Annotated in this window: 20 protein-coding genes; 13 read left to right on the plus strand and 7 right to left on the minus strand. The window is 65.3% G+C overall.

Annotated features, from left to right (window positions below):
- Position 1 precedes the first annotated feature (1 nt).
- Positions 2 to 1,105: a hybrid-cluster NAD(P)-dependent oxidoreductase gene (locus L0976_RS04690; RefSeq protein ID WP_234186341.1), complete on the plus strand. Its 1,104-nt coding sequence runs from the start codon at positions 2 to 4 to the stop codon at positions 1,103 to 1,105.
- A gap of 194 nt (positions 1,106 to 1,299) precedes the next feature.
- On the opposite strand, the gene lysS is transcribed toward L0976_RS04690, so the two are convergent.
- The 5 genes from lysS to L0976_RS04715 form a co-directional block, all read right to left on the minus strand.
- On the minus strand, positions 1,300 to 2,796 hold the full coding sequence (lysS, locus tag L0976_RS04695) for a lysine--tRNA ligase (protein ID WP_234186342.1): 1,497 nt from the start codon (positions 2,794 to 2,796) through the stop codon (positions 1,300 to 1,302).
- A 170-nt stretch (positions 2,797 to 2,966) separates the two neighbouring features.
- The gene (gltX, locus tag L0976_RS04700) at positions 2,967 to 4,424 is read right to left on the minus strand and encodes a glutamate--tRNA ligase (RefSeq protein ID WP_234186343.1); all 1,458 of its coding nucleotides are present in this window, start codon (positions 4,422 to 4,424) and stop codon (positions 2,967 to 2,969) included.
- Between the two features lie 134 nt (positions 4,425 to 4,558).
- Complete coding sequence (locus L0976_RS04705; RefSeq protein ID WP_234186344.1) at positions 4,559 to 6,331, minus strand: SLC13 family permease; 1,773 nt, start codon at positions 6,329 to 6,331, stop codon at positions 4,559 to 4,561.
- Positions 6,332 to 6,710: 379 nt separating this feature from the next.
- Positions 6,711 to 7,463: a TerC family protein gene (locus L0976_RS04710; RefSeq protein ID WP_234186345.1), complete on the minus strand. Its 753-nt coding sequence runs from the start codon at positions 7,461 to 7,463 to the stop codon at positions 6,711 to 6,713.
- 111 nt (positions 7,464 to 7,574) lie between these two features.
- Positions 7,575 to 8,255, minus strand: coding sequence for a TetR/AcrR family transcriptional regulator (locus L0976_RS04715; protein ID WP_203316151.1), 681 nt, complete (start codon positions 8,253 to 8,255; stop codon positions 7,575 to 7,577).
- 137 nt (positions 8,256 to 8,392) lie between these two features.
- On the opposite strand from L0976_RS04715, the gene L0976_RS04720 reads away from it, so the two are divergent.
- The 7 genes from L0976_RS04720 to L0976_RS04750 all read left to right on the plus strand — a co-directional run bounded on the left by L0976_RS04720 (position 8,393) and on the right by L0976_RS04750 (position 18,250).
- Positions 8,393 to 9,601, plus strand: a complete 1,209-nt coding sequence (locus L0976_RS04720) for an HlyD family secretion protein (protein WP_203316150.1) — start codon at positions 8,393 to 8,395, stop codon at positions 9,599 to 9,601.
- 81 nt (positions 9,602 to 9,682) lie between these two features.
- On the plus strand, positions 9,683 to 11,275 hold the full coding sequence (locus L0976_RS04725) for a DHA2 family efflux MFS transporter permease subunit (protein ID WP_234186346.1): 1,593 nt from the start codon (positions 9,683 to 9,685) through the stop codon (positions 11,273 to 11,275).
- Positions 11,276 to 11,381: 106 nt separating this feature from the next.
- Complete coding sequence (locus L0976_RS04730) at positions 11,382 to 12,464, plus strand: metallophosphoesterase (protein ID WP_370643597.1); 1,083 nt, start codon at positions 11,382 to 11,384, stop codon at positions 12,462 to 12,464.
- A gap of 90 nt (positions 12,465 to 12,554) precedes the next feature.
- Positions 12,555 to 13,598 carry a LacI family DNA-binding transcriptional regulator gene (locus tag L0976_RS04735; protein WP_234186348.1) on the plus strand — a complete coding sequence of 348 codons (1,044 nt, stop codon included), beginning with the start codon at positions 12,555 to 12,557 and terminating at the stop codon, positions 13,596 to 13,598.
- Between the two features lie 9 nt (positions 13,599 to 13,607).
- A complete protein-coding gene (xylB, locus tag L0976_RS04740) occupies positions 13,608 to 15,062 on the plus strand; it encodes a xylulokinase (RefSeq protein WP_234186349.1) in 1,455 nt (484 codons plus the stop codon).
- Between the two features lie 27 nt (positions 15,063 to 15,089).
- Positions 15,090 to 16,400 (plus strand): xylose isomerase, encoded by a 1,311-nt coding sequence (xylA, locus tag L0976_RS04745; protein ID WP_234186350.1) that lies wholly within the window; start codon positions 15,090 to 15,092, stop codon positions 16,398 to 16,400.
- A 341-nt stretch (positions 16,401 to 16,741) separates the two neighbouring features.
- Complete coding sequence (locus tag L0976_RS04750; protein WP_234186351.1) at positions 16,742 to 18,250, plus strand: methyl-accepting chemotaxis protein; 1,509 nt, start codon at positions 16,742 to 16,744, stop codon at positions 18,248 to 18,250.
- A gap of 49 nt (positions 18,251 to 18,299) precedes the next feature.
- Here L0976_RS04750 and L0976_RS04755 read toward each other — a convergent pair whose 3' ends face one another.
- On the minus strand, positions 18,300 to 19,331 hold the full coding sequence (locus tag L0976_RS04755; RefSeq protein ID WP_203319811.1) for a LacI family DNA-binding transcriptional regulator: 1,032 nt from the start codon (positions 19,329 to 19,331) through the stop codon (positions 18,300 to 18,302).
- A gap of 217 nt (positions 19,332 to 19,548) precedes the next feature.
- On the opposite strand from L0976_RS04755, the gene L0976_RS04760 reads away from it, so the two are divergent.
- From L0976_RS04760 to L0976_RS04780, 5 genes are all read left to right on the plus strand, one after another.
- Entirely contained in the window at positions 19,549 to 21,075 is a 1,527-nt protein-coding gene (locus tag L0976_RS04760; RefSeq protein ID WP_234186352.1) for a sugar ABC transporter ATP-binding protein, read from the plus strand.
- A gap of 37 nt (positions 21,076 to 21,112) precedes the next feature.
- Positions 21,113 to 22,117, plus strand: a complete 1,005-nt coding sequence (locus L0976_RS04765; protein ID WP_234186353.1) for an ABC transporter permease — start codon at positions 21,113 to 21,115, stop codon at positions 22,115 to 22,117.
- Between the two features lie 60 nt (positions 22,118 to 22,177).
- On the plus strand, positions 22,178 to 23,128 hold the full coding sequence (locus L0976_RS04770) for a substrate-binding domain-containing protein (RefSeq protein WP_203316141.1): 951 nt from the start codon (positions 22,178 to 22,180) through the stop codon (positions 23,126 to 23,128).
- 315 nt (positions 23,129 to 23,443) lie between these two features.
- Positions 23,444 to 24,496 (plus strand): sugar phosphate isomerase/epimerase, encoded by a 1,053-nt coding sequence (locus L0976_RS04775; protein ID WP_234186354.1) that lies wholly within the window; start codon positions 23,444 to 23,446, stop codon positions 24,494 to 24,496.
- Positions 24,497 to 24,640: 144 nt separating this feature from the next.
- Positions 24,641 to 25,825, plus strand: a complete 1,185-nt coding sequence (locus L0976_RS04780; protein WP_234186355.1) for a Gfo/Idh/MocA family protein — start codon at positions 24,641 to 24,643, stop codon at positions 25,823 to 25,825.
- 43 nt (positions 25,826 to 25,868) lie between these two features.
- Here L0976_RS04780 and L0976_RS04785 read toward each other — a convergent pair whose 3' ends face one another.
- Positions 25,869 to 26,732, minus strand: coding sequence for an HD-GYP domain-containing protein (locus L0976_RS04785; RefSeq protein ID WP_203316138.1), 864 nt, complete (start codon positions 26,730 to 26,732; stop codon positions 25,869 to 25,871).
- Between the last annotated feature and the right edge of the window lies 1 nt (position 26,733).

The raw sequence follows: 26,733 nt of genomic DNA on the forward strand, positions 1-26,733 counted from the left end.
CATGACGGTCGTCAGCCATTTCCACCATTTCGACGAACTCAATCCCTGGCACGACCGCCACAACCTGCTGGAGTGCATCGCCGTCACCGTGGAAACGGCTGATGTGATGACCTTCACCTTCAGCTCCGACCAGAAGAACTGGTTCCGGTATCTGCCGGGCCAGTTCGTCACGCTGGAGCTGCCGGTGTCGGAGGACGATCCGGTCATGCGCACCTACACGCTGTCCTCCTCGCCATCGCGCCCGTTCTCGGTCGCGGTGACGGTGAAGGCGCAGAAGAACTCCATCGGCACGCGCTGGATGTTCGACAACCTGCGCCCCGGCATGAAGCTGAAGGCCTTCGGGCCGCTCGGCGACTTCTCCTTCGTGCGTTATCCCGCGGAGAAGTATCTCTTCATCTCCGCCGGCTCGGGCGTCACGCCGATGATGTCGATGACGCGCTGGATGGCCGATTGCGCGCCGCAGTCCGACGTCGCCTTCGTCACCTGCGCGCGCAAGCCGGAGGACCTGCTGTTCAAGGGCGAGCTCGAATGTCTTGCCGCCCAGATGCCGAACCTTGCGCTCGGCTTCGTCGTCGAGGGCCACAATCCGCGCGACGGCTGGCATGGCCTTCGCGGCCGCATCGACGCGGCGCGCCTTTCGCTGCTCGCCCCGGATTTCCGGGACCGCACCGTCTTCTGCTGCGGTCCGGAACCGTTCATGCGCGGTGTGCGCGACATGCTGAAGGTCTGCGGCTTCAACATGGACCGCTATCACGAGGAGAGCTTCCAGCCGTCGAGCGCCCCCGCGCCGGAGGAAATCGCCATACGTGCCGGCGCCGGCGAGCAGGAGGTCGATGCCGATGCCGTCGCGACCGTCAGCTTCACCATGGCCGGCAAGGAGGGCAAGTGCCCGCCCGGCCAGACGATCCTGCAGACGGCCCGCGCGGCCGGCGTGCGCATCGGCGCGGCCTGCGAGGGCGGGCTTTGCGGCACCTGCCGGGTGATGAAGGTCTCTGGCGAGGTGGAGATGCGCCACAATGGCGGCATCCTCGACGACGAGATCGCGGAAGGCTACATCCTCGCCTGCTGCTCGCGGCCCATCGGGGATGTCTCCATCGAGGCGTAAGGCAAGGAAAAGCCCCCGTCATCTTGGATGATGGGGGCTTCGATGTTTGCTCGACGGCTACCTCCGCACGCGCGTCACCCTCGGGTTTGACCCCGAGCATCCAAGCCACGGTGAGGCTGTGGGGATGGATGGTCGGGTCGAGCCGGACCACGACGGAGGGGAAGCGGTGCTTCCTGCCACCGCAACGAAGCGTGTCAGTCCGCCTTCGCCCGGCGTGCCGGGAAGAGGATGACGTCGCGGATCGACGGGGCGTTCGTCAAGAGCATGATCAGGCGGTCGACGCCGATGCCGAGGCCGCCTGCGGGCGGCATGCCCTGGTCGATGGCGTCGAGGAATTCGTCATCGAGCTGCTTGGCCTTCTCGCCGCGGGCATGGGCCTGTTCGAGCTGCTCGACCATGCGGGCGCGCTGCTCTTCCGGGTCGTTGAGCTCGGAGAAAGCGTTGCCGAGTTCCCAGGTGTTGCAATAGGTCTCGAAACGCTCGACGAGGCGCGGCTCGCCCGGCACTTCCTTGGCGAAGGGCGAGATGTCCTTCGGGAAATGCGTGACGTGGCTCGGCTGGATCAGCGTCGGCTCGACCTTCTCCTCGAAGATGAAGGCAAGGCATTCGCCCCAGGTCCAGTCCTTCTCGATCTCGAAGCCGGCGGCCTTGGCGGCGGCGCGGGCTTCCTCGTCGCTCTTCATGGCGAGGAAGTCGAGGCCGGTTGCTTCCTTGACGGCATCGGGCATCGGCACGCGCCTGAACGGGCCCTTGAAGGAAAGTTCCTTGTCGCCATAGGCAAATTCGGTCGAGCCGTGGATCTTCACCGCAAGCTCGGCGAAGAGGCGTTCCACGAGGTCCATGATGTCCTCGTAGTCGGCATAGGCCCAGTAGCATTCCATCATCGTGAATTCGGGATTGTGCCGCGTCGACACGCCCTCGTTGCGGAAGTTGCGGTTGATCTCGAACACCTTGTCGGTGAGCCCGGAGACCAGCGTGCGCTTGAGGAACAATTCCGGCGCGATGCGCAGGTACATGTCGAGCTTCAGCGTGTTGTGGTGCGTCTTGAAGGGCTCGGCCGTCGCGCCGCCATAGACCGAATGCAGCATGGGCGTCTCGACTTCCATGAAGCCGTCGTTCTCCATGAAGCGGCGGATGCCGGAGACGATCTTCGAGCGCTGCTGGAAGCGAAGCTTGGATTCCTCGTTGGTCATGATGTCGAGATGGCGCTTGCGGTAGCGGATCTCGACATCGGCAACGCCGTGCCACTTTTCCGGCATCGGCAGCAGGGTCTTCGTCAGCATGACAATCTGCTGCGCGTTGATCGTGAGTTCCCCGCGCTTGGTGCGGCGGACGATCCCGGTCACGCCGATGATGTCGCCGATATCGATCATCGGCAGCAGGGCGCGCGCCTCTTCCGGCGTCGTGTCCTTATGGGAGAAGATCTGGATCTTGCCCGAGGCGTCATGGATATCCATGAACATGCCCGAATTGCGCGAGGAATAGACGCGGCCGGCGACGGTCACGATGTCGCCGCTCTCCGTGTCGGGTTCCAGGCCCTCGTATTTTTCCGCAAGCTCCGCATTGGTCATCGTACGGTGGAAATGCGCCGGATAGACCTCGCCGAGCGTCTCGCGGAGCTGGCCGAGCTTCTGGCGGCGGACTTCCGTCGGGTCGGAGGAAAGGGCGGTGTCTGTCTTCGTGTCGGTCATCTTTTCGAACCCTGTTGCGGCTTTCGCCGCGCAATTAATTGCAAACTGGTGCCTGCTGCCCCCTCACCCTGGCCTTCTCCCCGAGGGGAGGGGACCGGAGTGTGTTGCGGGCGCCGCATTCCCTTCTCCCCGCGGGGAGAAGGTGCCGGCAGGCGGATGAGGGGACCCCCTTACTTTCCGCTGCCCACCATCGAGGCCACCACCTGCGCGGCGACCTTCAGGCGCTGGCGCACGACGGAGCGGCCAAGGATGGCCATGCTATCGAAGAGCGGGAGCGAGCGCGACGAGCCGGAAACGGCGACGAAGAGCGGGGCCACCACGACCTTGAGCTTCTTGCCGAGCCGGTCGGCGCTTGCGCGCAGTTCCGCCTCGATGCTCTCGACGGTCCATTCCGGCATCTTTTCGAGATCGGGCTGCACCTGGTTCAGCACTTCGAGGATTTCTTCCGGCGTCGACTTCACCTTGGCGAAGGATTCCGGCGTCAGGCCAAGGTCCGACTTCAGCAGGAAGCCGGCGAGGTCCGGCAGTTCGCCGAGCTTGGAGATGCGCGACTGCGAGAGCTTGAGACCCTCGCGGATGCGGTTGTTCTCCATCGCCCATTCCAGAACGCGCTGCGTGAAATCTTCTTCCGAAAGCTGTTCGCGCAGCCAGCGGCCGTTCAGCCAGTCGAGCTTCTGGATGTCGAAGATCGCGCCGGCCTTGGAGAGGTTCTCCGGGTCGAACTTTTCGGCGAGCTGATCCATGGTCAGCAGCTCCTCGCCCTCGGAGATCTGGATGAAGAACAGGCCGAGGAAGTTCATCAGCGCTTCCGGCAGGTAGCCGAGCGCCGAGTAATAGGAGATCGAGGTCGGGTTCTTGCGCTTGGAGAGCTTCGACTTGTCGTGATTGCGCATCAGCGACAGGTGCATGAAGACCGGCGGCTCGAGACCGAGATATTGATAGATGAGGATGTGCTTGGGCACCGAGGCGAGCCATTCCTCGCCGCGCGCCACATGGGTGATCTTCATCAGGTGGTCGTCCACCACATTCGCCATGTGGTAGGTCGGCATGCCGTCGGCCTTCAGCAGCACCTGCATGTCGACGGCTTCCCACGGGATCTCGACCGGGCCGTAGACGCCGTCGACGAACTTGCACGAGCCCTCGGTCGGGATCTTCATGCGCACGACATGCGGCTCGCCGGCCTCGACGCGCCGCGTCACTTCCTCGGCCGAGAGATGCAGGCACAGTCCGTCGTATTTCGGCGGCTTGCCGGCGGCGCGCTGTTCCTCGCGCATCTTCTCCAGCCGCTCGGGCGTGCAGAAACACTTGAAGCCATGGCCGTTCGCGACGATCTGGTCGACGTAAGGACGATAGATGTCCTTGCGGTCGGACTGGCGGTAGGGGCCGTAGGGGCCGCCGATGTCAGGGCCTTCCGACCATTCGAGGCCGCACCATTTCAGTGCGTCCAGCACCTTCTGCTCGAATTCCGGCGTCGAGCGCGTGGCGTCCGTGTCCTCGATGCGCAGAATGAAGGTGCCGTTGTTCTTTTTCGCAAAGAGGTAGTTGAACAGCGCGATATAGGCGGTGCCGACATGCGGCTCGCCGGTCGGGGAGGGTGCGATACGGACGCGGACGCCGGAAGTGCTCATGGATAGGGCCTGTCTTGACATTTCAGGAGGGGAGAGCCCGGATTTTCGCCGTTTCGGGCGGCGGGAAGAGGCTTTCCATTGGGCTGGGTGAGACCATATTCAGCCCGGCGCGTCAAGAAAAACTCGGGTCCCGCCTATTGCACCGGCCAGACGTAGAGCAGCGCCGGCACGCTGACGATGACGATGAGGACGGAGAGCGGCAGGCCGACGCGGGGATAGTCGGCGAACTTGTAGCCGCCCGGGCCCATGACCAGCGTGTTGCACTGGTGGCCGACGGGGGTGAGGAAGTCGCAGCCCGCGCCGATCGCCACGGCCATCAGGAAGGCCTCGGGCCGGTAGTGCAGGGCGCTTGCGAAGCTCGCCGCGATGGGCGCCATGACGAGCACCGTCGCGGCATTGTTGAGGAAGGGCGTCACCGCCATCGCCGTCAGCAGGATGAGGCCGAGCGCGCCGAAGGGCGGCAGGTGCACGGCGATATCGCCGAGCCAGCCGGCGATGAGCTCGCTCGCGCCCGTCGTGCGCAGGCTGTCGGAGACGGGAATGAGGGCGGCGAGCATGACGAGGATCGGCCCGTCGAGCGCGGCATAGGCCTCGCGCAGCGGCACCGCGCGGAACAGCACCATGGCGACGGCGGCGGCGAAGAAGCCGGTCGCGACCGGCACGAAGCCGAGCGCGGTGGAGGCCATGGCGGCGATCAGCACCAGCACGGGGATGATCGCCTTGCGCGGCGCGCCAAGCAGGATCTCGCGCTGGGCGAGGGGGAGGAGGCCGAGCTCGGGCAGCAGCGTCGGCAGCGCCCGGTTGTTGCCCTGCACCACGATCACGTCGCCAGGACGAAGGCGCACCTCGGAGAGCTTTTCGCGCAGGCGCTGACCCTGCCGGCTGACGGCGAGCAGGTTGATGCCGTAGGAGTGGAACAGCGCGATGGAGCGGGCGGAAATGTCGATGAGGCGGGATTCGTTGCCGACGACGACCTCGATGGCGCTGATCTCGCCCGACTCGCCGCGGCCGGTCTGGATGGGTTTGCCGGAGAGCGACAGGCCGGCGGCGGAGACGACCTTGTCGAGCGCGCCGGCGGTGCCCTCCATCAGGATCGTGTCCCCGGCCGCCAGCCGGACATCCGGCAGCGGCGCGATGTGGACGTGGCCGCGGATGATCGCGGTCGCGATGACCTCACCGTCGCCGTTCCTCAGCACCTCGTTGAGCGACTTGCCGATGGAGGGAGAGCCTTCCTCCACGCTCGCGTCGGAGGAATAGGCGGCCGCTTCCAGCGATTCCTCGATGCTGGCGTTCTTGTTGCTCCGCTCCGGCACGATGCGGTTGAAGAACAGCATGAAGAGGATGCCGCAGACCGTCAGCGTCGCGCCGACGGGGGTGAAGTCGAACATGGTGAAGCTCTCGCCGGTGATCTCCTGGCGAAGGCGCGAGACGACGATGTTGGGCGAGGTGCCGATCTGCGTCATCAGGCCGCCGAGAAGCGCGGCAAAGGCCATCGGCATCAGGAATTTCGAGGCGGGGGTGCCGGACTTGCGGGCGAACTGGAAGGCGAGCGGCATCATGATGGCGAGCGCGCCGATGTTCTTGATGAAGGCCGAGAGCACCGCGACGGAGACCAGCAGCAGCGCGAGCTGGCTGCGCTTCGATGTCAGGTTCGGGAAGAATCGCTTGACCGCGAGGTTTACGATGCCGGAGCGGGCGACCGCCGCGCTCACCATCAGCGCGCTGCCGACGATGATGACGATGTCGTCGGAAAAGCCGGAGAATGCCTTGTCGAAGGGCACGATGCCGACGGCGAGCGCCAGCAGCAGCGAACAGCAGGCGACGAGATCGTAGCGGAACCTTCCCCATATGAACGCCGCCATCATCAGGCCGATGACGACGAAGGCGAAGGTCTGCTCAAGGGTCATATGTCAGTCCGTGCGGCGGGGTGATGCGCGGCATGAATTCCCTTGAGGCCCTGCCGGTTCCACTGAGATCAGCGCAACCGGCCAAAACTTTCGCGGAACAATCCACCCGTTCGAAGATTTGCCAAGAGAAGGCGGGCCGTGTCAACCGGACACGACGGAGATGGAGAACACGGGGATTTTTCCGGTTTCTCCCCGTGGCCAACGAAACGGCAGGCGAGCTCCCCACCCGTCCGGCCCGTCTTCGACAGCTTCTCTGCCTGCCGGCATCTCCCCACAAGGGGTAGAAAGCTGGAGGCTTGCTCATCATCAAAAATTGAATGCCAACGGAGCGGCAGGTTAAGCCCCTCCCCCTTGCAGGGAGGGGCCTTCCGGCTCAATCTCAATGCCCGCCCGCGCCCCTGCTCTTCTGCCGCGCATTGCGCGAGAGCATGTTCAGCAGCTCCACAAGCGCCGAGAACGCCATGGCCGCGTAGATGTAGCCCTTGGGCACATGGAAGCCCATGCCTTCGGCGATCAGCGTCGTGCCGATCATCAGCAGGAACGCGAGCGCCAGCATGACGATGGTCGGGTTCTTCTCGATGAAGTTGGCGAGCGGCGTTGCGGCCAGCAGCATGACGGCGACGGCGACGAGCACGGCGACCACCATGATCGGCAGGTGCGGCGTCATGCCGACGGCGGTGATGATGCTGTCGATCGAGAAGACGAGGTCGAGCAGCAGGATCTGGCCGATGGCGGCGGTGAACGACGTCGTGACCGCGCCGCCCACCACATCCTCCTTGTGGTCGAGCGGGTCGACATTGTGGTGGATTTCCTTCGTCGCCTTCCACACGAGGAAGAGGCCGCCGGCGATCAGGATCATGTCCTTCCAGGAGAAGCCGTGGCCGAAGGCCTCGAAGACCGGGGTGGTGAGCTGCACGATCCAGGCGATTGTACCGAGCAGGGCAAGGCGCATGACGAGCGCCAGGCCGATGCCGATGCGGCGGGCCTGCACCCGGTGCTCTGCGGGCAGCTTGTTGGTCAGGATCGAAATGAAGATGAGGTTGTCGATACCGAGAACGACTTCCATCACGACCAGCGTGACAAGCGCGATCCAGGCGGCCGGGTCCTGCATGAGCGCAAGAATGCTGTCCATCCGGTCTTCCTCTCCATGAATACGGGTGTGAGAATGGACTTCCGTATTTATGCAGAATTCGACCGCTGGCAAGCGGGCGCGCCTGCCCGCCGATCTTATTTCACGAATTCGTCATTCGGCGGCGTCCGGCCGCAAGGGTTTTGTGCCATAGGCGGCGAGGAAGACGCGGATCGCGGACGTCACGTTCCTCTCGATGGCGCTGCGCGGGGGCACCTCCTCCATCGAGCCGAAGATGCGCGGCTTGAAGAGGCCGACGGTGGTGAGCTCGATGAACTGCTTGGCGGCTTGCACGGTGTCCTCGCAGGCGATGATGCCCGCCGCCACCTGCCGGTCGAGATATTCCTGCAGCACTGAGACGGGGTTGATCGGCGTCGCGGAGAAGAAGCGGCTGCAGAGCATCGGCAGGCGGTGATTGGCGGCGATCACCATGCGCATGGCGCGGATCGTCTGATCCGCCGTCATGTGCGTGGCAAACAGCATGCCGAAATCCGCCAGCGTCTCGGTGATCGGCTTGTTGCCGTCGAGCGCATGGCGCACCGTCTCGGTGATCCGGCTGCGCTCGCGCTCGATCATGTAGCCGAAAAGGTCTTCCTTGTTCTCGAAATAGACGTAGATCGTACCCTTGGAGACGCCGGCCGCGCGCGTGATGTCGTTCATGCTGGCGGCCTCGAAGCCCTGCTCCATGAACACGCGCTTTGCGCCGTCGAGGATCTGCTCGCGCTTGGCGGGGTCTTCTCCCGCCGCGCGGCGACCCGCATGCGGGGCGGCCAACTTTTCTACCGTGGTGTGCATTCCCGTGTCAGAGCCCGATTCCAGTATTTCGAACCGCTTGGTTCGATTTCACTTGATATGCGGGAAAAACAGGATTATGTCAAATCGAACCGTACGGTTCAGTTCGAAATTTTCATCCAGAGAATGGTGGAATGCGCATGTCGACTTCACATGGCGCCGGCACGGCGAAGGTTCGCCCGGTCAACGACGATTTTGAGGCCGAGACCGCCGAGGCACGGCCGGTGACGACGGCGGAGGCGCCGGCCCCTGCCGCTGCAGTCGCGCAGCAGCCCGAAAAGAAGAAGGGCGGCCGCCGCATGGCGCTGCCGGTCCTCGGGCTGGTGCTGCTCGCCGCCGCCGGTTGGTACGGCTACCAGTGGTGGACGCATGGCCGCTTCATGATCTCGACGGACGACGCCTATATCGAGGGTGACATCGCGTCCATCTCCCCGAAGGTGTCCGGCTATGTCGCCGCGGTCAACGTCGTTGCCAACCAGATGGTCAAGGCCGGCGATCCGCTCGTCACGCTCGACGACGGCGACTACCGCCTTGCCCGGGAGCAGGCCGAGGCGCAGATCGCGACGCAGAAGCTCGCGCTCCACCGCATCGACGCCCAGATCGACGGCGCCAGGGCAAGCCTTGCCCAGGCCGAGGCCCAGAAGGTGGCCTACCAGGCTGCCCTCAGCGGTGCAGAAGTCGCCGAAAAGCGCGCCAAGGAGCTGAATGCCAAGGCCGTCGGCACCACCGCCTCGCTCGACAGCGCCACGGTGGCGCTCGACCAGGCCAAGGCCAACCTCGTCGGCGCGGATGCCAATATCGTATCCGCCAAGGCGAACATCGCAGTCCTGGAAGCCCAGCGCGCCGAGGCCGATAGCGGCATCCGCACGCTGGAACTGGCCCGCGACAAGGCCACGCGCGACCTCGGCTTCACGGTTCTGAAGGCGCCCTATGACGGTGTCGTCGGCAATGTCTCCGTGCAGGTCGGCGACCTCGTTTCAGCCGGCCAGCGCCTTGCCGCGCTGGTTCCGGTGACGGACCTCTATGTCGAGGCGAATTTCAAGGAGACGCAGATCGCCCATCTCGTGCCCGGCTCGAAGGTGCACCTGCATGTCGACGCATACGAGAACGACGATATCGTCGGCACGGTGTCGTCGATCGCGCCCGCCTCCGGCTCGGTCTTCTCGCTGCTGCCGGCGGAGAACGCCACGGGCAACTTCACCAAGGTCACGCAGCGCGTGCCTGTCCGCATCGCCCTGCCGAAGGATGCGCTGGACAGCGGCAAGCTTCGTGCGGGCCTGAGTGTCGTCGTCGACGTCGACAGCCGCACCGCCCCGGCCGGCTCGGCGATGGCCGCGACACTCGAGTAACGTTCGAATCTATCGTTTATCGCATTCAGCCGCCGGACGATCCCCCCGGCGGCCGAATGCTCCAGCAAGGGAGCGCGGGCCATGGCCGCGACCGCTCAACCGACTGCCGGCGCACTTGCGGCGGCGCCCGCGCATGCCGACAAGGTTCCCGTCCGCCGCGTCATCGCCTTCTTCGCGATGGTCTTCGGCATGTTCATGTCGATCCTCGACATCCAGATCGTCTCGGCCTCGCTGTCGGAGATCCAGCCCGGCCTCGGCGCGGGTGCGGATGAGATCGCCTGGGTGCAGACCTCCTACCTGATCGCCGAAGTCATCATGATCCCGCTGTCGGGCACGCTGGCGCGCATCGTCTCGACGCGCGTGCTCTTCAGCTTCTCGGCCGCCGGCTTCACCATCGCCAGCGCGCTTGCGGCGACGGCCACGAATATCGACCAGATGATCGTCTACCGCGCCATACAGGGCTTCATCGGTGGCGGCATGATCCCCTCGGTCTTCGCGGCGGCCTTCACCATCTTCCCGCCCTCCAAGCGCTCCGTCGTCTCGCCGATGATCGGCCTCGTCGCGACGCTCGCGCCCACCATCGGCCCGACGGTGGGCGGCTATCTCAGCCATGCCTTCTCCTGGCACTGGCTGTTCCTCGTCAACATCATTCCCGGCATCATCGTCACGGTCCTCACCTTCAACCTGATCGACTTCGACAAGCCGGAATTCGGCCTGATGAAGCGCTTCGACTGGTGGGGGCTCATCTCCATGGCGGTGTTCCTCGGCTCGCTGGAATACGTGCTGGAAGAAGGCAACAACAAGGACTGGTTCAGCGACGAGCATATCGTCATGGGGTCGCTCGCCGTCGCCATCGGCGCCATCGTCTTCTTCTGGCGGGCCTTCAAGGTGCCATTCCCGGTGGTGGACCTGCGCGCCTTCGCCAACCGGAACTTCGCCTTCGGCTCGGTCTTCTCCTTCGTCATGGGCATCGGGCTCTATGGCCTCACCTATCTCTATCCGCTCTATCTCGCCCGCATCCGGGGCTACGATTCGCTGATGATCGGCGAGACCATGTTCGTCTCGGGCCTTGCCATGTTCTGCACCGCGCCGATCGCCGGCATGATGTCTTCGCGGCTCGATCCGCGCGTCATGATGATGATCGGCTTCGGCGGCTTTGCGCTCGGCACATGGTCGATGACGCAGCTCACCGCCGACTGGGACTTCTACGAGCTCCTGGTGCCGCAGATCCTGCGCGGCGTCTCGCTGATGATCTGCATGGTGCCGATCAACAACGTGGCGCTCGGCACGCTGCCGCCCGACCGTATCCGCAACGCCTCCGGCCTTTTCAACCTGACGCGAAACCTCGGCGGGGCGGTGGGGCTCGCGGTCATCAACACGATCCTCACCCAGCGCTCGCAGGAACATTACCTGCGCCTGTCCGAGCATGTGCAGTGGGGCAATCCGGTCGCCGTCGAGCAGCTGCGCAACATGGCCTCGAACTTTTCCGCCCATGGCCTCGACGGGCCGACCATCGCCATCAAGCAGATGGCCGGCATGGTGCAGCAGCAGGCCTATATCCTGTCCTTCATCGACATTTTCCTGCTCCTGACCTTCCTCTTCGGCTCGCTCGTCGTCTGCGCCTTCGCGATCAGCAAGCCGCCGTCGGGCGTCGGGGGCGGCAGCGGGCACTGAGTCCGCCCGAAACCCTCTTGCCCGGACATCGGTCCGTCCGCCACAATGGCGGCGTGATCGAAGCCCGGAGACAAGCATGTCCTTCAATCCCACCCGCCGCCATCTCCTGACAGCCGCGGGCGGCCTCGGCCTTTCCCTCGCCCTGCCAAGGCTTGCGGCTGCCGCCGGGGCGCAGCGCGCCGCGACGGACGCCACCTTCCTCTTTTCCTGCGACGTTCATGCCTGCCTCGTCTCGGCGGACGGCCTCAGTCCGAACTGCGCAGCCGAGGGCAAGACGGATGCCGCGCTGCTGCGGCATGTCGGGGCGGTCAACGCGGTCGGCGGGCTCGTCTGGCCGGCGGTGATCGACGGCAAGCCCTCCGGCCTTGCGAGCGCCGGCGCGCCCATCGCCGCGCCGCTCGGCCTCGTGCTCGGCGGCGACATGACGGACGACGGCGGCGGGCAGGTGAAGGTGCCGGGCGAGGGGTGGCAGCTCCAGCAATTCGCCAGCCGCTACCAGCAGGGCACCGGGCCGGACCGGGTGCACTATCCCGTCTATAGCGGCCTCGGCAATCACGACCTCGACCAGGACGGCGTGTCGCCGCATGTCGACTGGTATCGCCGGGAGCTGCGCGACTATGTCGAGCTCAACCACCGCTCCACGGTCTTCTACAAGGCGCCGGTGCCGGTGACGAACTACGATCTCGATTCGGACAACTATTCCTGGGACTGGGGCGGGCTGCACCTCATCCAGCTTCAGCGCTTCGGCGGAGACGATACGAAGGGGGCGATCAGCGGCCTCAACTGGCTGCAGCAGGACCTTGCAACCTATGCCGCCGACGGCCGGCCCGTCGTGCTCTTCCAGCACTACGGCTGGGACCATTTCTCCACCGAGCACTGGGACCCGGCGGCGAAGACCTTCGATCCGACCGGTGCCGGTCCCGCGCACTGGTGGAGCGACGAGGAGCGCGCCGCCCTGCTTGCCGCCCTCAAGGACTACAATGTCGCCGGCATCTTCCATGGCCACGAGCATCCGACGCCGATGATCTACAACCGCGAGGGCTATGATATCTTCAAGCCCATCGCCGCCTTCCTGGGCGGCCTCGCGCTGGTGCGCGTCACCGACACCTTTATGGATGTCGCCCTCGCGAAGGCCGGCGAGAACCCCGCCGATCTCCTCTTCACCCACGCCTTCAGCAAGCGTCTCTAGGCCCGGCAAAACCGGCCTACGGACCTTGCCTGAAAATTTCTGATTTACGTACATCAAAAATTCCTCTAAGGCTCTCGCCACGGAGGAGAGATGAGACCCACGGTTCACGATATCGCCGACAAGGCGGGCGTCAGCCTCGCCACGGTCGACCGCGTCCTGAACGACCGGCCGGGCGTGCGCGGCGTCACGCGCGCGCGGGTCGAGGCGGCGATCGCCGCGCTCGGCTATGTGCGCGACGTCGCGGCGGCGAACCTTGCCAAGGGCCGCGTCTATCCGCTCGTCTTCATCCTGCCGGAGGGCGACAATCCCTTCATGCGCGGGCTGGAGGCGGAGGTGCGCCGCGCCGGCCTCCATTCCGCCGCCGAGCGCACCCGCCTTTCCGTGGCGACGGTGCCGGCCTTCGACGCGGCGGCGCTGGCGAAGGCCATCGATGCCGCCATCGCCGGGGACGTTTCCGGCATCGCCGCCGTCGCCGTGGATGCGCCGGAAGTGTCCGACGCCATCGCCCGCGCGCACGCGGCCGGCATCCCCGTCGTCACCCTCGTTTCCGATCTTGCCGGCTCTGGTCGCGATCATTTCGTCGGCGTCGACAATATCGCCGCCGGCCGCACCGCCGGCAGCCTGATGGGCCGCTTCCTCGGCGGCCGGCCCGGCCCCGTCGCGGTGCTCGCCGGCTCCATGCGGGTGCGCGACCATGGCGAGCGTCTCGAAGGGTTTCTCGCCGCCATGTCGGCCATGCCCCAGGCGCGCGCCATCCTGCCGGTGCTGGAAGGGCAGGACGATCCGGAGCTTTCCTTCTCGCTGATCGCCGATTGCCTCGCCAAGGTGCCGGACCTTGCCGGCATCTACAGCCTCGGTGCCGGCAATCGCGGCCTCATCGCCGCGCTTTCGGCGGGGGGCAGGGGCGATCTCTGCGTGATCGTGCACGAGCTGACCGGCGAGACCCGGGCGGCGCTGGAAAGCGGCGTCGTCGATGCCGTGCTCAACCAGGATGCCGGCCACGAGGTGCGCAGCGCCATCCGCGTGCTGCGCGCCAAGGCGGACGGCCTGCCGGTCAACGCCGCGCAGGAGCGCATCCGCCTCGACATCTTCATCAAGGACAACCTCCCGGCCGACCCGGACGAGGAAAACTAGGAGACAGCCATGTATCTCGGGATCGACCTCGGCACGTCGGGCGTGAAAGCCATGCTGATCGATGCGGACCAGACGGTCGTCGGCTCGGCCTCCGGCAGGGAGGTCGAGACAGCGCGCCTTCACGCCGGCTGGTCGGAGCAGGACCCGGCCGACTGGATCCGCGCGACGGAGGAGGCGATCGCCAGCCTTCGCGCTGCGCACCCCGCCGAATTCTCCGCCGTGCGCGGCATCGGCCTTTCCGGCCACATGCATGGCGCGACGCTGGTCGATGCGGACGACAGGGTGCTGCGCCCCTGCATCATGTGGAACGACACGCGCAGCCACAGGGAAGCCGCCGCGCTCGACGCCGATCCGCGCTTTCGAAAGATTACCGGCAATATCGTCTTCCCCGGCTTCACCGCGCCGAAGCTCGCCTGGGTGAAGAACAACGAGCCCGATATCTTCGCCAAGGTCCGCTGGGTGTTGCTGCCCAAGGACTATCTCCGCCTCTGGCTGACGGGCGAGCATCTTTCCGAAATGTCCGATTCCGCCGGCACGTCCTGGCTCGACACCGGCGCTCGCAGATGGTCCGCCGAACTTCTCGCCGCGACCGACCTCGAAGAGCGCCAGATGCCGGGCCTCGTGGAAGGCACCGAGCCGGCCGGTATGCTGCGGCCGGAGCTATCGTCGAAATGGGGCCTCGGCGAGGGTGTCGTCGTTGCCGGCGGGGCGGGCGACAATGCGGCCTCGGCCTGCGGCATGGGCACGGTGCGCGAGGGCACGGCCTTCGTTTCGCTGGGCACCTCCGGCGTGCTCTTCGCGGCGAATGCCAGCTACCTGCCGAACCCGGAAAGCGCCGTGCACGCCTTCTGCCACGCGCTGCCGAACACCTGGCACCAGATGGGCGTCATTCTTTCGGCGACCGACGCGCTCAACTGGCATTCGCGCGTCACCGGCGCTTCCGCCGCCGATCTCACGAAGGAACTCGGCGAGGTGCTGAAGGCCCCTTCGAGTGTCACCTTCCTGCCCTATCTCTCCGGCGAGCGCACGCCGCACAACGATGCGGCCATCCGCGGTGCCTTCCTCGGCCTCGGCCATGAGAGCGGCCGGCCGGTGCTGACGCAGGCGGTGCTGGAGGGCGTTTCCTTCGCGCTGCGCGACAATCTCGAAGCGCTGAAATCCGCCGGCACGCGCCTTTCCTGCGTCACCGCCATCGGCGGCGGTTCGCGCTCGCATTACTGGCTGAAATCCATCGCGACGGCGCTGAACCTTCCCGTCGACCTGCCGGCCGACGGCGATTTCGGCGCGGCCTTCGGCGCCGCCCGCCTCGGCCTCATCGCCGCGACCGGTGCGAACCCGACGGAGGTGCTGACCGCCCCCGCCACCGCCGAAACCATCGAACCCGAGGCCGCGCTCACCGCCGCCTACGAGGATGCCTACCAGCGCTACCGCCGGCTCTATCCGGCGATCCGCGCCGCCTACTGATCAATGACCATTCGAGAGGAGACACCCATGGCCACCGGCTTTTTCGGCGTTATCGCCAAGATCAGATACGAAGGTCCCGAGAGCACCAACCCGCTCGCCTTCCGCCACTACAATCCCGACGAGATCGTCATGGGCAAGCGCATGGAGGATCACCTGCGCTTCGCCGTCGCCTACTGGCATACCTTCGTCTGGCCGGGCGGCGACCCCTTCGGTGGCCAGACCTTCGAACGTCCGTGGTTCGAGGACAGCATGAAGGCGGCGAAGCTGAAGGCCGACGTCGCCTTCGAATTCTTCCAGCTCCTCGGCGTGCCCTTCTACTGCTTCCATGACGCGGACGTGCGCCCGGAAGGCAGGGACTTCGTCGAGAACACGAAGAACCTCAACGAGATCGTCGACTATTTCGCCGAAAAGCAGGCCGCGACCGGCGTCAAGCTGCTCTGGGGCACGGCGAACCTCTTCTCGAACCGCCGCTACATGGGCGGCGCCGCGACCAATCCGGACCCTGATGTCTTCGCCTTCGCCGCCGCGACGGTGAAGACCTGCATGGATGCCACCCAGCGCCTCGGCGGCGACAACTACGTGCTGTGGGGCGGCCGCGAGGGCTACGAGACCCTGCTCAACACCAATATCGGCCAGGAGCTCGACCAGCTCGGCCGCTTCGTCAACATGGTGGTGGAATACAAGCACAAGATCGGTTTCAAGGGCGCGATTCTCATCGAGCCGAAGCCGCAGGAGCCGACCAAGCACCAGTACGACTACGACGTCGCGACGGTCTACGGCTTCCTCAGGAAGTACGGCCTGGAAAACGAGGTGAAGGTCAATATCGAGCAGGGCCACGCGATCCTTGCCGGCCATTCCTTCGAGCACGAGCTGGCGCTCGCCAACGCGCTCGGCATCTTCGGCTCCATCGACATGAACCGAAACGACTACCAGTCCGGCTGGGATACCGACCAGTTCCCCAACAACGTGCCGGAAATGGCGCTGGCCTATTACCAGGTGCTCGCCGGCGGCGGTTTCACGAAGGGCGGCACCAATTTCGACGCCAAGCTGCGCCGCCAGTCGATCGACCCGGCGGACCTTCTCATCGGCCATATCGGCGGCATGGATTGCTGCGCGCGCGGCCTGAAGGCGGCGGCGAGGATGATCGAGGACAAGGCGCTTTCCGGCCCGCTCGCCGAGCGCTATGCCGGCTGGCAGAAGCCGGATGCGCAGAAGATCCTTTCCGGCGGTTCCTCGCTGGAAGCGCTGGAGGCCTATGTGCGCGACGGCAACGTCAACCCGCAGCCGCGTTCCGGCCGGCAGGAATTCCTGGAAAACGTCGTCAACCGCTACGTCTGACGCCGCCGGGCACGCATCATCCGAGTTATCGCGGGGCGCCTTCGGGCGCCCCTTTTCATCCGCGCGGCGTCATGCCTCACGTTACGTGAGATATACTTTTCAGTGTACTTAATTGTACTTTCGATCTTGGCGTATTTGTGTGATTTTTATCGTTGATAAGCGAGGCTTACGATTTAAATCCGAGCAAAAATTACCATGCATCAATTTTGTGACTGGCATTGTCCTCGATCCTACAGCTTTTGTTTACTGTCTCCTGCAAAAAATCACTACAGACCGAAAGCTTTGATCCCGATTCGGGACTTGGCGTCAGTCGCCATTTCCAACGCAGGAGGATCTGCCCGATGTCAGCGCAGGATGCCAAGACGCAGCAGTTGAATGAACGCCTCCGGTTCGTCGATCTCGACACCGGCCAGCGCGAGGCGTTGCTGAGGGCGCTGCCGACAATCTCCGCCTCGCTCGACGGCGCGCTCGACACCTTCTACCGCAAGGCGCGTGCCACGCCCGAGACGGCACGGTTCTTTTCCAGCGAGGCGCATGTCCAGAGCGCCAAGGGGCGCCAGGTCAAGCATTGGGAGCTGATCGCCTCTGCGAAGTTCGACGCGAATTATGTCGATGCCGTCACGACGATCGGCCGCACGCATGCCCGCCTCGGCCTCGAGCCGCGCTGGTATATCGGCGGCTATGCGCTGATCCTGGAGGCCATCGTCGAGAGCGTCATCGCAAAGCATCTCGAAGGCTTCCTCTACCGCAAGAAGGCGGCGGCGCTCGGCGCGGAGATTTCCTCCATCGTCAAGGCCGCGCTGGTCGACATGGACTATGCCATCTCGGTCTATCTGGAAGCCCTGCAGGAGGAGCGCGAGAAGGTGGAGGCCGAACGGCAGGTGCTGAATGCCGAGCAGGAGGAGGCACTCGGCGCCCTCGATACCTCGCTCAACCGCCTTGCCGGCGGCGATCTCACCGCCGCCATCGACAATCCGCTCGCCCCGCAGTTCGAGCGGCTGCGCTCCAATTTCAACGCGGCGATCGAGAAGCTCGACGACACGCTCGGCGCCATCGTGACGGCGGCGGACGATGCGGCCGGCAATTCCGGCGAGCTCGCCCATGCGACGGATGACATGGCCCGGCGCACGGAGCAGCAGGCCGCCTCGCTCGAAGAGACCGCGGCGGCCGTCGAGGAGATCACCACCATTTCCCGCGAGGCGGCGCAGCGCGCCGAAGAGGCCCGCCGTGTCGTCGCCAGCGCGACGGACGAGGCCAAGCGCTCCGGCGACGTCGTCGAGCAGGCGGTATCGGCCATGAGCGCGATCCAGGAATCGTCCGGCAGGATCACGCAGATCATCGGCGTCATCGACCAGATCTCCTTCCAGACCAACCTCCTGGCGCTGAATGCCGGCGTCGAGGCGGCGCGGGCCGGCGAGGCCGGCAAGGGCTTTGCGGTCGTCGCGCAGGAGGTGCGCGAGCTCGCACAGAAATCCGCGGAGGCCGCCAAGGAGATCAAGGCGCTGATCGACAAGTCCTTCGAGGACGTGCAGCGCGGCGTGTCGCTGGTCAACCGGACGGGCGAGGCGCTGCACCATATCGGCGAGCAGGTCGTGCACATCAACGCCCATATCGACGCCATCGCCAGCTCCGCCCGCGAGCAGTCGGCCGGCATCTCGGAGATCAACACCGCCGTCGGCAGCATGGACCAGATGACCCAGCAGAACGCCGCGATGGTCGAGGAGACCAACGCTGCCACGCACAACCTCATGAAGATCAGCGCGACGCTGAAGGACCTCGTCGACCGCTTCACAGTGACGGCCGGCCGCAGCCAGCCTTCGGCCAAGCCGGCGCAGCGGCGGTACGGGTGAGGGCTGGCACCCCCCTCTGCCCGGCGGGCAGAGGGGGTAACCCCAAACTCTACCGTTTCAAAAACCGCCGGGCCGGGGCCGAGACCGAGTTGCGCACGATGAGGTCCGGCGTCAGCAGGATTTCCGCGTCCGGCGGTTCGCTGCCGGAGAGGAGTTCCAGCAGCAGCGCCATGGAGCTCTTGCCGATGGCGGTGCGCGGCTGGCGGATCGTGGTGAGCGAGGGCGTCATGAAGGTCGCCTGCGGCACGTCGTCGAAGCCGGTCACGGAAAAATCTGTCGGAATGTCGTAGCCGCGCGCACCGAGGCCGATCATCACGCCGATGGCCGTCTGGTCGTTGACGCACATGAAGGCACTTGGCAGCGTGTCGCGCATGAAGAGCTGTTCGAGCGCGAGGCGCCCGCTCTCGATCGTGCCGTCTCCCTCCAGCACGATGCGTTCGCCCGGCGGCACGCCGGCCGCGTCCAGCCCCTCGTCATAGCCCTGCCGGCGGCGGCTGTAGGCAAGGCGGGTGCGCGAATCGCCGATGAAGGCGATCTTGCGGTGGCCCTCGGCGATCAAAAGGTCCACGGCCTTGCGCGCGCCCTCGGTGTCGTCGACGCCGACATAGGGGATGCCGCCCTTGTAGACCGGCTCGAAGACGCCGACGCACGGCGGCAGGCGCGCCGTCATCGACTGGTGGCCGAAGGGCAAAATGCCGGTGAAGAGGATCAGACCGGCCGCCTGGTTGGAATTCAGGAACTTCAGGTATTCCAGCCCGCGCTGCGGATCGTTCTGCGTATGGCCGATCAGGATGCCGTAGCCATGCGCGCGCGCCTCGTTCTCAAGGCCGACGAGGATATTGGAGAAGTTCGGGTCGCCGATGTCGGGCGCCACGACCAGGATCATGTTCGACCGGCCGAGGCGCAGGCTCCGCGCCATGGCATTGGTCGTATAGCCGGTGATGGCGATCGCCTGGTTGACCTTCAGCCGCGTCGAATTCGCCACCTTCTCCGGGGTGTGGATCGCCCGCGAGACGGTCGCGATCGAGACCTGCGCGATGCGCGCGACATCCTCGATCGTGGCGGGACTGGACGACGACAAACTGTTTCTCACTTGGCGGTCGCAGGTCCGGAAAGGCGAAAAACGGCGTCCGGAACGGCGATGATCAAAAGACTTGCGGGGACACTACACAGACTGGCCCGAGGGTCAAACGACGCTTGGTGAAAATTCTCGATATCCAGTGATGTAAACCTTTACATGATCTGTGTAAAGGTTTACATCATCGTCAAGCGGTCGAGGAGCCGCAGGGAGGAAATCGATGAATCCGGACGCTGCCGACGGGGCTCCCGTCGTCCTTGCCGCGCGTCGCATCAGCAAGTCTTTCAGTGGCGTGCAGGTGCTGTTCAGCGTCAATTTCGAGCTTCGTGCCGGTGAGATCCATGCGCTCATGGGCGAGAACGGCGCCGGAAAGTCGACGCTGGTGAAGATCCTCTCCGGCTTCGAGCAGCCGACCTCGGGCGAGATCCTGCTGGACGGCCAGCCGGTGAAGCTGCCGCCGAACGGGCAGGCCGAAGCGCTCGGCATCGTCATCATCCACCAGGAATTCAACCTCGCCGAACATCTCACCGTCACCGAGAGCCTGTTCCTCGGGCGCGAGGTCACGCGCTACGGCGTGCTCGACCGCAAGTTCATGCGCGCCGAGACGCGCCGGGTGCTCGACCAGCTCGGCTCCCATGTCGATGAGAATGCCCTGATCAACTCACTCTCCATCGCCGACAAGCAGATGGTGGAGATCGCGAAAGCCATCAGCCGCGATGCGCGCATCATCTTCATGGACGAGCCGACGGCCGTCCTCTCCCGCGAGGAAACCAACTACCTCTTCCGCCAGGTGCGCAAATTGCGCGAAAAGGGCACGTCCTTCGTCTTCGTTTCGCACAAGCTGGACGAGGTGATGGAACTCACCGACCGCGTCACGGTGCTGCGCGACGGGCAATGGGTGAAGACGGCGCCGACGAGCATTCTCGACGGCGAGTCCATCGCCCAGCTCATGGTCGGCCGCGAGCTCTCCAGCCTCTATCCCGCCAAGCAGGAGCCGAGCGTCGACGAAGAGGTGACGCTGTCAGTCGAGGGGCTTTCCACGCATTACGTCAAGGATGCGAGCTTCGAGGTGCGCAAGGGCGAGATTCTCGGTTTTTCCGGCCTGATCGGCTCGGGCCGTACGGAGCTGATGGAGGCGGTCGCGGGGCTGCGGTCGCGTACGGCCGGCGAGGTCAGGGTGCGCGGCGAGAGCGTGCCGGGCGGCGACGTCCATGCCGCCAACCGGGTCGGCATCGCCTACATGACCAAGGACCGCAAGCACAAGGGCCTGCTGCTGAACTCGCGCATGACGGCGAACCTTACGCTGCAATCGCTGGAGCAGCATGGCAAGTATGGCTATCTGAGCCCGAAGAGCGAGGCCGCCGCGCTGGAGCGCGCCCGCCGGCGCTTCGATATCCGCGTGCGCGACGGGCGCGTCGTCGCCGGGCGCATGTCGGGCGGCAACCAGCAGAAGCTGCTGCTTGCCAAGGTCATGGAAACCGAGCCCGACGTCATCATCATCGACGAGCCGACGCGCGGCATCGATGTCGGCACCAAGCAGCAGATCTACCATTTCATCTCGGCGCTCGCCCGCGACGGCAAGTCGATCGTCGTCGTCTCCTCGGAGATGCCGGAGATCATCGGCCTGTGCACGCGCGTCGCCGTCATGCGGGAGGGCCGCATCGTCGGCATTCTCGAAGGCGAGGAGATCTCCGAGCAGGAGATCATGCGCTATTCGGCGGGCCTGAAGAAAAAGACCGCGGCCTGATCGCCGCCAGCACAACAAATTCACGTCGGGGACGAACATGACGGAAGACGCAGTCGAAACCAAGCCGCGGGGCCGAAGCTGGCGGGATGTGGACCTGAGGGCCGTCGCGCCCTTCGCCGCGCTCGCGCTGCTGCTCATCGTCGGCGCGCTGGTGAACCCCAATTTCATCGGGCTCAACAACCTCGCCAATGTCGCGACGCGCAGCGCCTTCATCGCGATCATCGCGGTCGGCGCGACCTTCGTCATCTCCTCCGGCGACCTCGATCTCTCTGTCGGCTCGATGGTGGCCTTCGTCGCCTCGATCATGATCCTCTTCATGAATTCCGGCGTCATCGCCGATCCCGGCCTGATGCTCGCCGCCGCCATGGCGCTGACGATCGTCATCGGCGCGGCCTGCGGACTTGCCAACGGCCTCATTACCACGGTCGGCAGGATCGAGCCGTTCATCGCAACGCTCGGCACGATGGGCATCTATCGCGGCCTCACCACCTGGCTGTCGCAGGGCGGCGCCATCACGCTGCGCGAGCCGGAATTGCAGGCGCTCTATCGCCCCGCCTATTTCGGCTACATCCTTGGCGTGCCGGTGCCGATCGTCATCATCCTCGTCGTCACCGCCATCGCCGCCTTCGTCCTCTACCGTACGCGCTACGGCCGTCATGTCGTGGCGGTCGGCTCGAATAGCGATGTCGCGCGCTATTCCGGCATCCCGGTCAACCGGGTGCGCACCATCGCCTTCGTCATCCAGGGCCTCTGCGTCGCCATCGCCGTGCTGCTCTACGTGCCGCGCCTCGGCTCCACCTCGGCCACCACCGGCATCCTGTGGGAATTGCAGGCCATCACCGCGGTCGTCGTGGGCGGTACGGCGCTGAAGGGCGGGGCGGGGCGCGTCTGGGGCACGATCTGCGGCGCGTTCATTCTCGAACTGGTTGGCAACATCATGCTGCTGTCCAACTTCATCAGCGAATACCTGATCGGGGCCATCCAGGGCGCGATCATCATCATTGCGATGCTCGTCCAGCGTTCGCTGGTGCGGAAATCGTAGAACCAACCGGGTTTCTGGTCGCCCGGCATTCATGTCAGACCTGCTTTTGGGAGGAAAATCATGCGCAAGAAACTACTCGGCCTGACGGTCGCGGCCATGGCGCTCATCGCCGGTGCCGTCCATGCGGAAGACAAGAAGGTGACGATCGGCGTGTCGATCCCGGCCGCCGACCACGGCTGGACGGCGGGCGTCGTCTACCACGCCGAACGCGTCGCCAAGCTCCTGATGGAGCGCAATCCGGGCCTCAACGTCATCGTCAAGACCTCGCCGGATCCGGCAAGCCAGGCGAATGCCGTGCAGGACCTCGAAACGCAGGGCATCGACGCGCTCGTCATCCTGCCGACCGACCCGGATCCGCTGGTCAACGCCATCAAGGAAGTCAAGGGCAAGGGCACCTTCGTCGCGCTCGTCGACCGCGCGCCGAGCGCCAACGACAATTCCGTGCGTGACCTCTATGTCGCCGGCAACAACTTCGCCCTCGGCCAGACGGCCGGCGAATATATCAAGACCACGACGCCGGATGCCGAAGTCGTCGTTATCAGGGGCATGGCGATCCCGATCGACCAGCAGCGCCAGGATGGTTTCGACAAGGGCATCGAGGGCTCGAACGTCAAGGTCCTCGACCGCCAGTACGGCAACTGGAACCGCGACGACGCCTTCAAGGTCATGCAGGACTACCTGACGAAGTACCAGAAGATCGACGTCGTATGGTGCCAGGACGACGACATGGCCGTCGGCGTCCTCCAGGCCATCGAGCAGGCCGGCCGCACGGACATCCAGTATGTCATCGCCGGCGCCGGCTCGAAGGACATGATCAAGAAGGTTATGGACGGCGACAAGATGATCCCGGTCGACGTGCTCTATCCGCCGGCAATGGTCGGCACCGCGCTCGAAATGACCGCCGCCAACTTCTACGGCCAGGTCCCGGTTCGCGGCGTCTACACCATCGACGCCACGCTGGTGACGAAGGACAACGCGAAGGACTTCTACTTCCCCGATTCCCCGTTCTGATCTGACGACGAGGCGAGCCGCCCGGGTTTTTGCCCGGGCGGCTTGTCCATGACAGCGCCGCACTCTCTGTCGTTATCCTTGGGTCATGCCCGACCATGACGAAGGAGAGGGGAGAGGGCGGAGCGAGGTACTGGCACTGGCTTGGCGGGCGCCCTTGGTGCCGCGTCACCACCGCCCCTCACATTCCATCAACTCTTATAATTCCGCATTGCCCGCCCGGCCAAAGGCCGATAGCTTTCCACGCGCTGCGGTACGTACCGCAAAAATATCATCGACTGGCCGCGACCATGGCCAGCTCCATGGGAGGAAGCCGAAATGAAGACGATCAAGGGCCCCGGCCTGTTTCTTGCACAGTTCGCGGGCGATGCCGCGCCGTTCAATTCCTGGGACTCGATCACCAAATGGGCGGCCGACATCGGCTACAGGGGCGTGCAGGTGCCGACCTGGGACGCGCGCCTCATCGACCTGAAGAAGGCGGCGGGATCCAAGGCCTATTGCGACGAGTTCGCAGGCAAGGCGCGCGAGAACGGCGTCGAGATCACCGAGCTTTCCACCCATCTCCAGGGCCAGCTCGTCGCCGTGCATCCCGCCTATGACGAGGCCTTCGACGGCTTTGCCGTGCCGGAAGTGCGCGGCAATCCGAAGGCGCGGCAGGCCTGGGCGGTGGAGCAGGTGAAGCTGGCGCTGACGGCCTCGAAGAACCTCGGCCTTGATGCTATGGCCAGCTTCTCCGGCGCGCTCGCCTGGCCCTTCGTCTATCCCTGGCCGCAGCGTCCCGACGGCCTTGTCGAGACCGCCTTCGACGAACTGGCGAAGCGCTGGAAGCCGATCCTCGACCATGCCGAGGAGAACGGCGTCGACATCTGCTACGAGATCCATCCGGGCGAGGACCTGCACGACGGCATCACCTACGAGATGTTCCTGGAGCGCACCGGCAACCATGCCCGCGCCTGCATGCTCTACGACCCCTCGCACTATGTCCTTCAGTGCCTCGACTATCTCGACAATATCGACATCTACAAGGACCGCATCCGCATGTTCCATGTGAAGGATGCCGAGTTCAACCCGACGGGCCGGCAGGGCGTCTATGGCGGCTACCAGAGCTGGGTGAACCGCGCCGGCCGCTTCCGCTCGCTCGGCGACGGCCAGGTCGATTTCGGCGCCGTCTTCTCCAAGATGGCCGCGAACGATTTCGCCGGCTGGGCCGTGGTCGAGTGGGAATGCGCGCTGAAGCACCCGGAGGACGGGGCGCGTGAGGGGGCGGAGTTCGTGAAGGCGCATATCATCCGCGTGACGGATAAGGCGTTCGATGATTTTGCCGATGCCGGGACAGACCAGGCGGCGAACCGGCGCATGCTCGGGCTTTAGGCATAGACCCCTCCCAACCCCTCCCCACAAGGGGGAGGGGCTTAACCTGTGGCGGTGCCGCATATTTTCTTCCCCCTTGCGGGGGAGATTGCCGGCAGGCCAGAGGGGGGACTTTTTCAGGAACGCAGGACGGAGGAGAAAATCATGGCAATAGAAGGAAGCGCAAGCCAGGCGCGGGAGCGCCGCATCCGGCTCGGCATGGTCGGCGGCGGCTCGGGCGCGTTCATCGGCGGGGTGCACCGCATCGCCGCGCGGCTCGACGATCAATACGAGCTCGTCGCCGGCGCGCTGTCGTCCTCGCCGGAAAGGGCCGAGCAGTCGGCGCGCGAGCTCGGGCTCGACCCGTCGCGCAGCTATGGCAGCTTCAAGGAGATGGCGATCCGCGAGGCCAAGCTGAAGAACGGCATCGAGGCCGTGGCGATCGTCACGCCGAACCACGTGCATTACGAGGCGGCCAGGGAGTTTCTGAAGCGCGGCATCCACGTCATCTGCGACAAGCCGCTGACCTCGACGCTGGCCGACGCGCGCAAGCTGAAGAAGCTCACGGAAGAGAGCGATGCGCTCTTCGTGCTGACACACAATTACACCGGCTACCCCATGGTCCGGCAGGCCCGGGAGATGATCCGGAACGGCGAGCTCGGCGCGATCCGTCTCGTCCAGATGGAATATCCGCAGGACTGGCTGACCGAGGACATCGAGAGCAGCGGCCAGAAGCAGGCCGCCTGGCGCACGGACCCCACCAAATCCGGCGCGGGCGGCTCTACCGGCGATATCGGCACGCATGCCTACAATCTCGGCTGCTTCGTCTCCGGCCTCGAACTGGAGGAGCTTGCCGCCGACCTAGACAGCTTCGTGCCGGGCCGCAGGCTGGACGATAACGCCCATGTCATGATGCGCTTCAAGGAGAAGGACGGGGTGCGCGCCAAGGGCACGCTCTGGTGCAGCCAGGTCGCGCCCGGCCACGAGAACGGCCTGAAGGTGCGCGTCTATGGCACGAAGGGCGGCCTCGAATGGGTGCAGGCCGATCCGAACTATCTCTGGTATACGCCGTTCGGCGAGCCGAAGCGCCTCATCACGCGGGGCGGTGCGGGCTCCGGCCCGGCCGCCGCCCGCGTCAGCCGCGTGCCGTCCGGCCACCCGGAAGGTTATCTCGAAGGCTTCGCCAACATCTATTCCGAAGCCGCGCGCGCCATCCACGCCAAGCGCAGCGGCGCGAAGGTCGATCCGGCCGTCACCTATCCGACGGTCGACGACGGCCTCAAGGGCATGATCTTCGTCGATGCCTGCGTGCAGTCCTCGAAGCGGAACGGGGCCTGGGTGAAGGTCTGACGTCGAATGCCGGATCGCCGCGGCACGGCGGCGATCCCTTTCCTCAGGAGAAGATGCTGCCGAGGCGGATGACCAGCTTCTTGTCGAACAGGTGGCCGCGCTCGAACATCCAGTTCAGTGCATCCCTCGTTTCCCACGGCCGCTTGTAGGGGCGGGCGCTCGTCAGGGCCTCGAAGACGTCGCAGACGGTGGCGAGGCGGACCTCCCGGCTTATCTGGCCGGCTTTCAGGCCAAGCGGATAGCCGCTGCCGTCGAGCGCTTCGTGATGATGGCGGCAGACATCGAGGATGGTACTGGAAATGCCGTCCTGTTCCTTCAGCAGCCGGTATCCAAGCTCCGGGTGGGTGCGCATCAGGCGCTTTTCATCCGTATCGAGGCCCCCGTTCTTGTTGAGGACCGCGTTCGGGACCATGAGCTTGCCGACATCGTGCAGCAGGCCCGCCACGCCAAGCTCGCGCACCGCGTCCTCGTCATAGTGCAGCAGGCGGGCAAGCCGCATCATGAGGGCGCTGACCGCCAGCGAATGGACATAGGTGCCCTCGTCCTTGGTCTTCAGGCGCGTGACCTTCAGGAAGACGTCGGGGTCCGCCTCGATGCGGTCGGAAATATTGTCGGCCACCGGTCCGAGTGTCTCGGCCTCGAAGTGGCCGGACCGGGCGGCCGCGAAACCGTCGCGCAGGGCGTGCGCCGACTGTGAAACGACTTCAAGGGTTCGCCTGCGCTCCTCGGCCTGCCTGCCGGATGCGGCATCCGTCGTCGCGCCCGCGTCCACCATGCTCTTCTGCGTGTTGACCAGGGCGTAGGCCGCCGATGTCGCGAGGATCACGCGCAGCATCTCGTCGGATTGCACGTAGAAGCGGCGACCGGAAAACTCGTCGTTCGGGCATTCCATCGCCTCGATGAACATG

It is taken from the genome of Shinella sp. NM-101 (genome assembly GCF_021401195.1).
Lineage (GTDB): Bacteria > Pseudomonadota > Alphaproteobacteria > Rhizobiales > Rhizobiaceae > Shinella.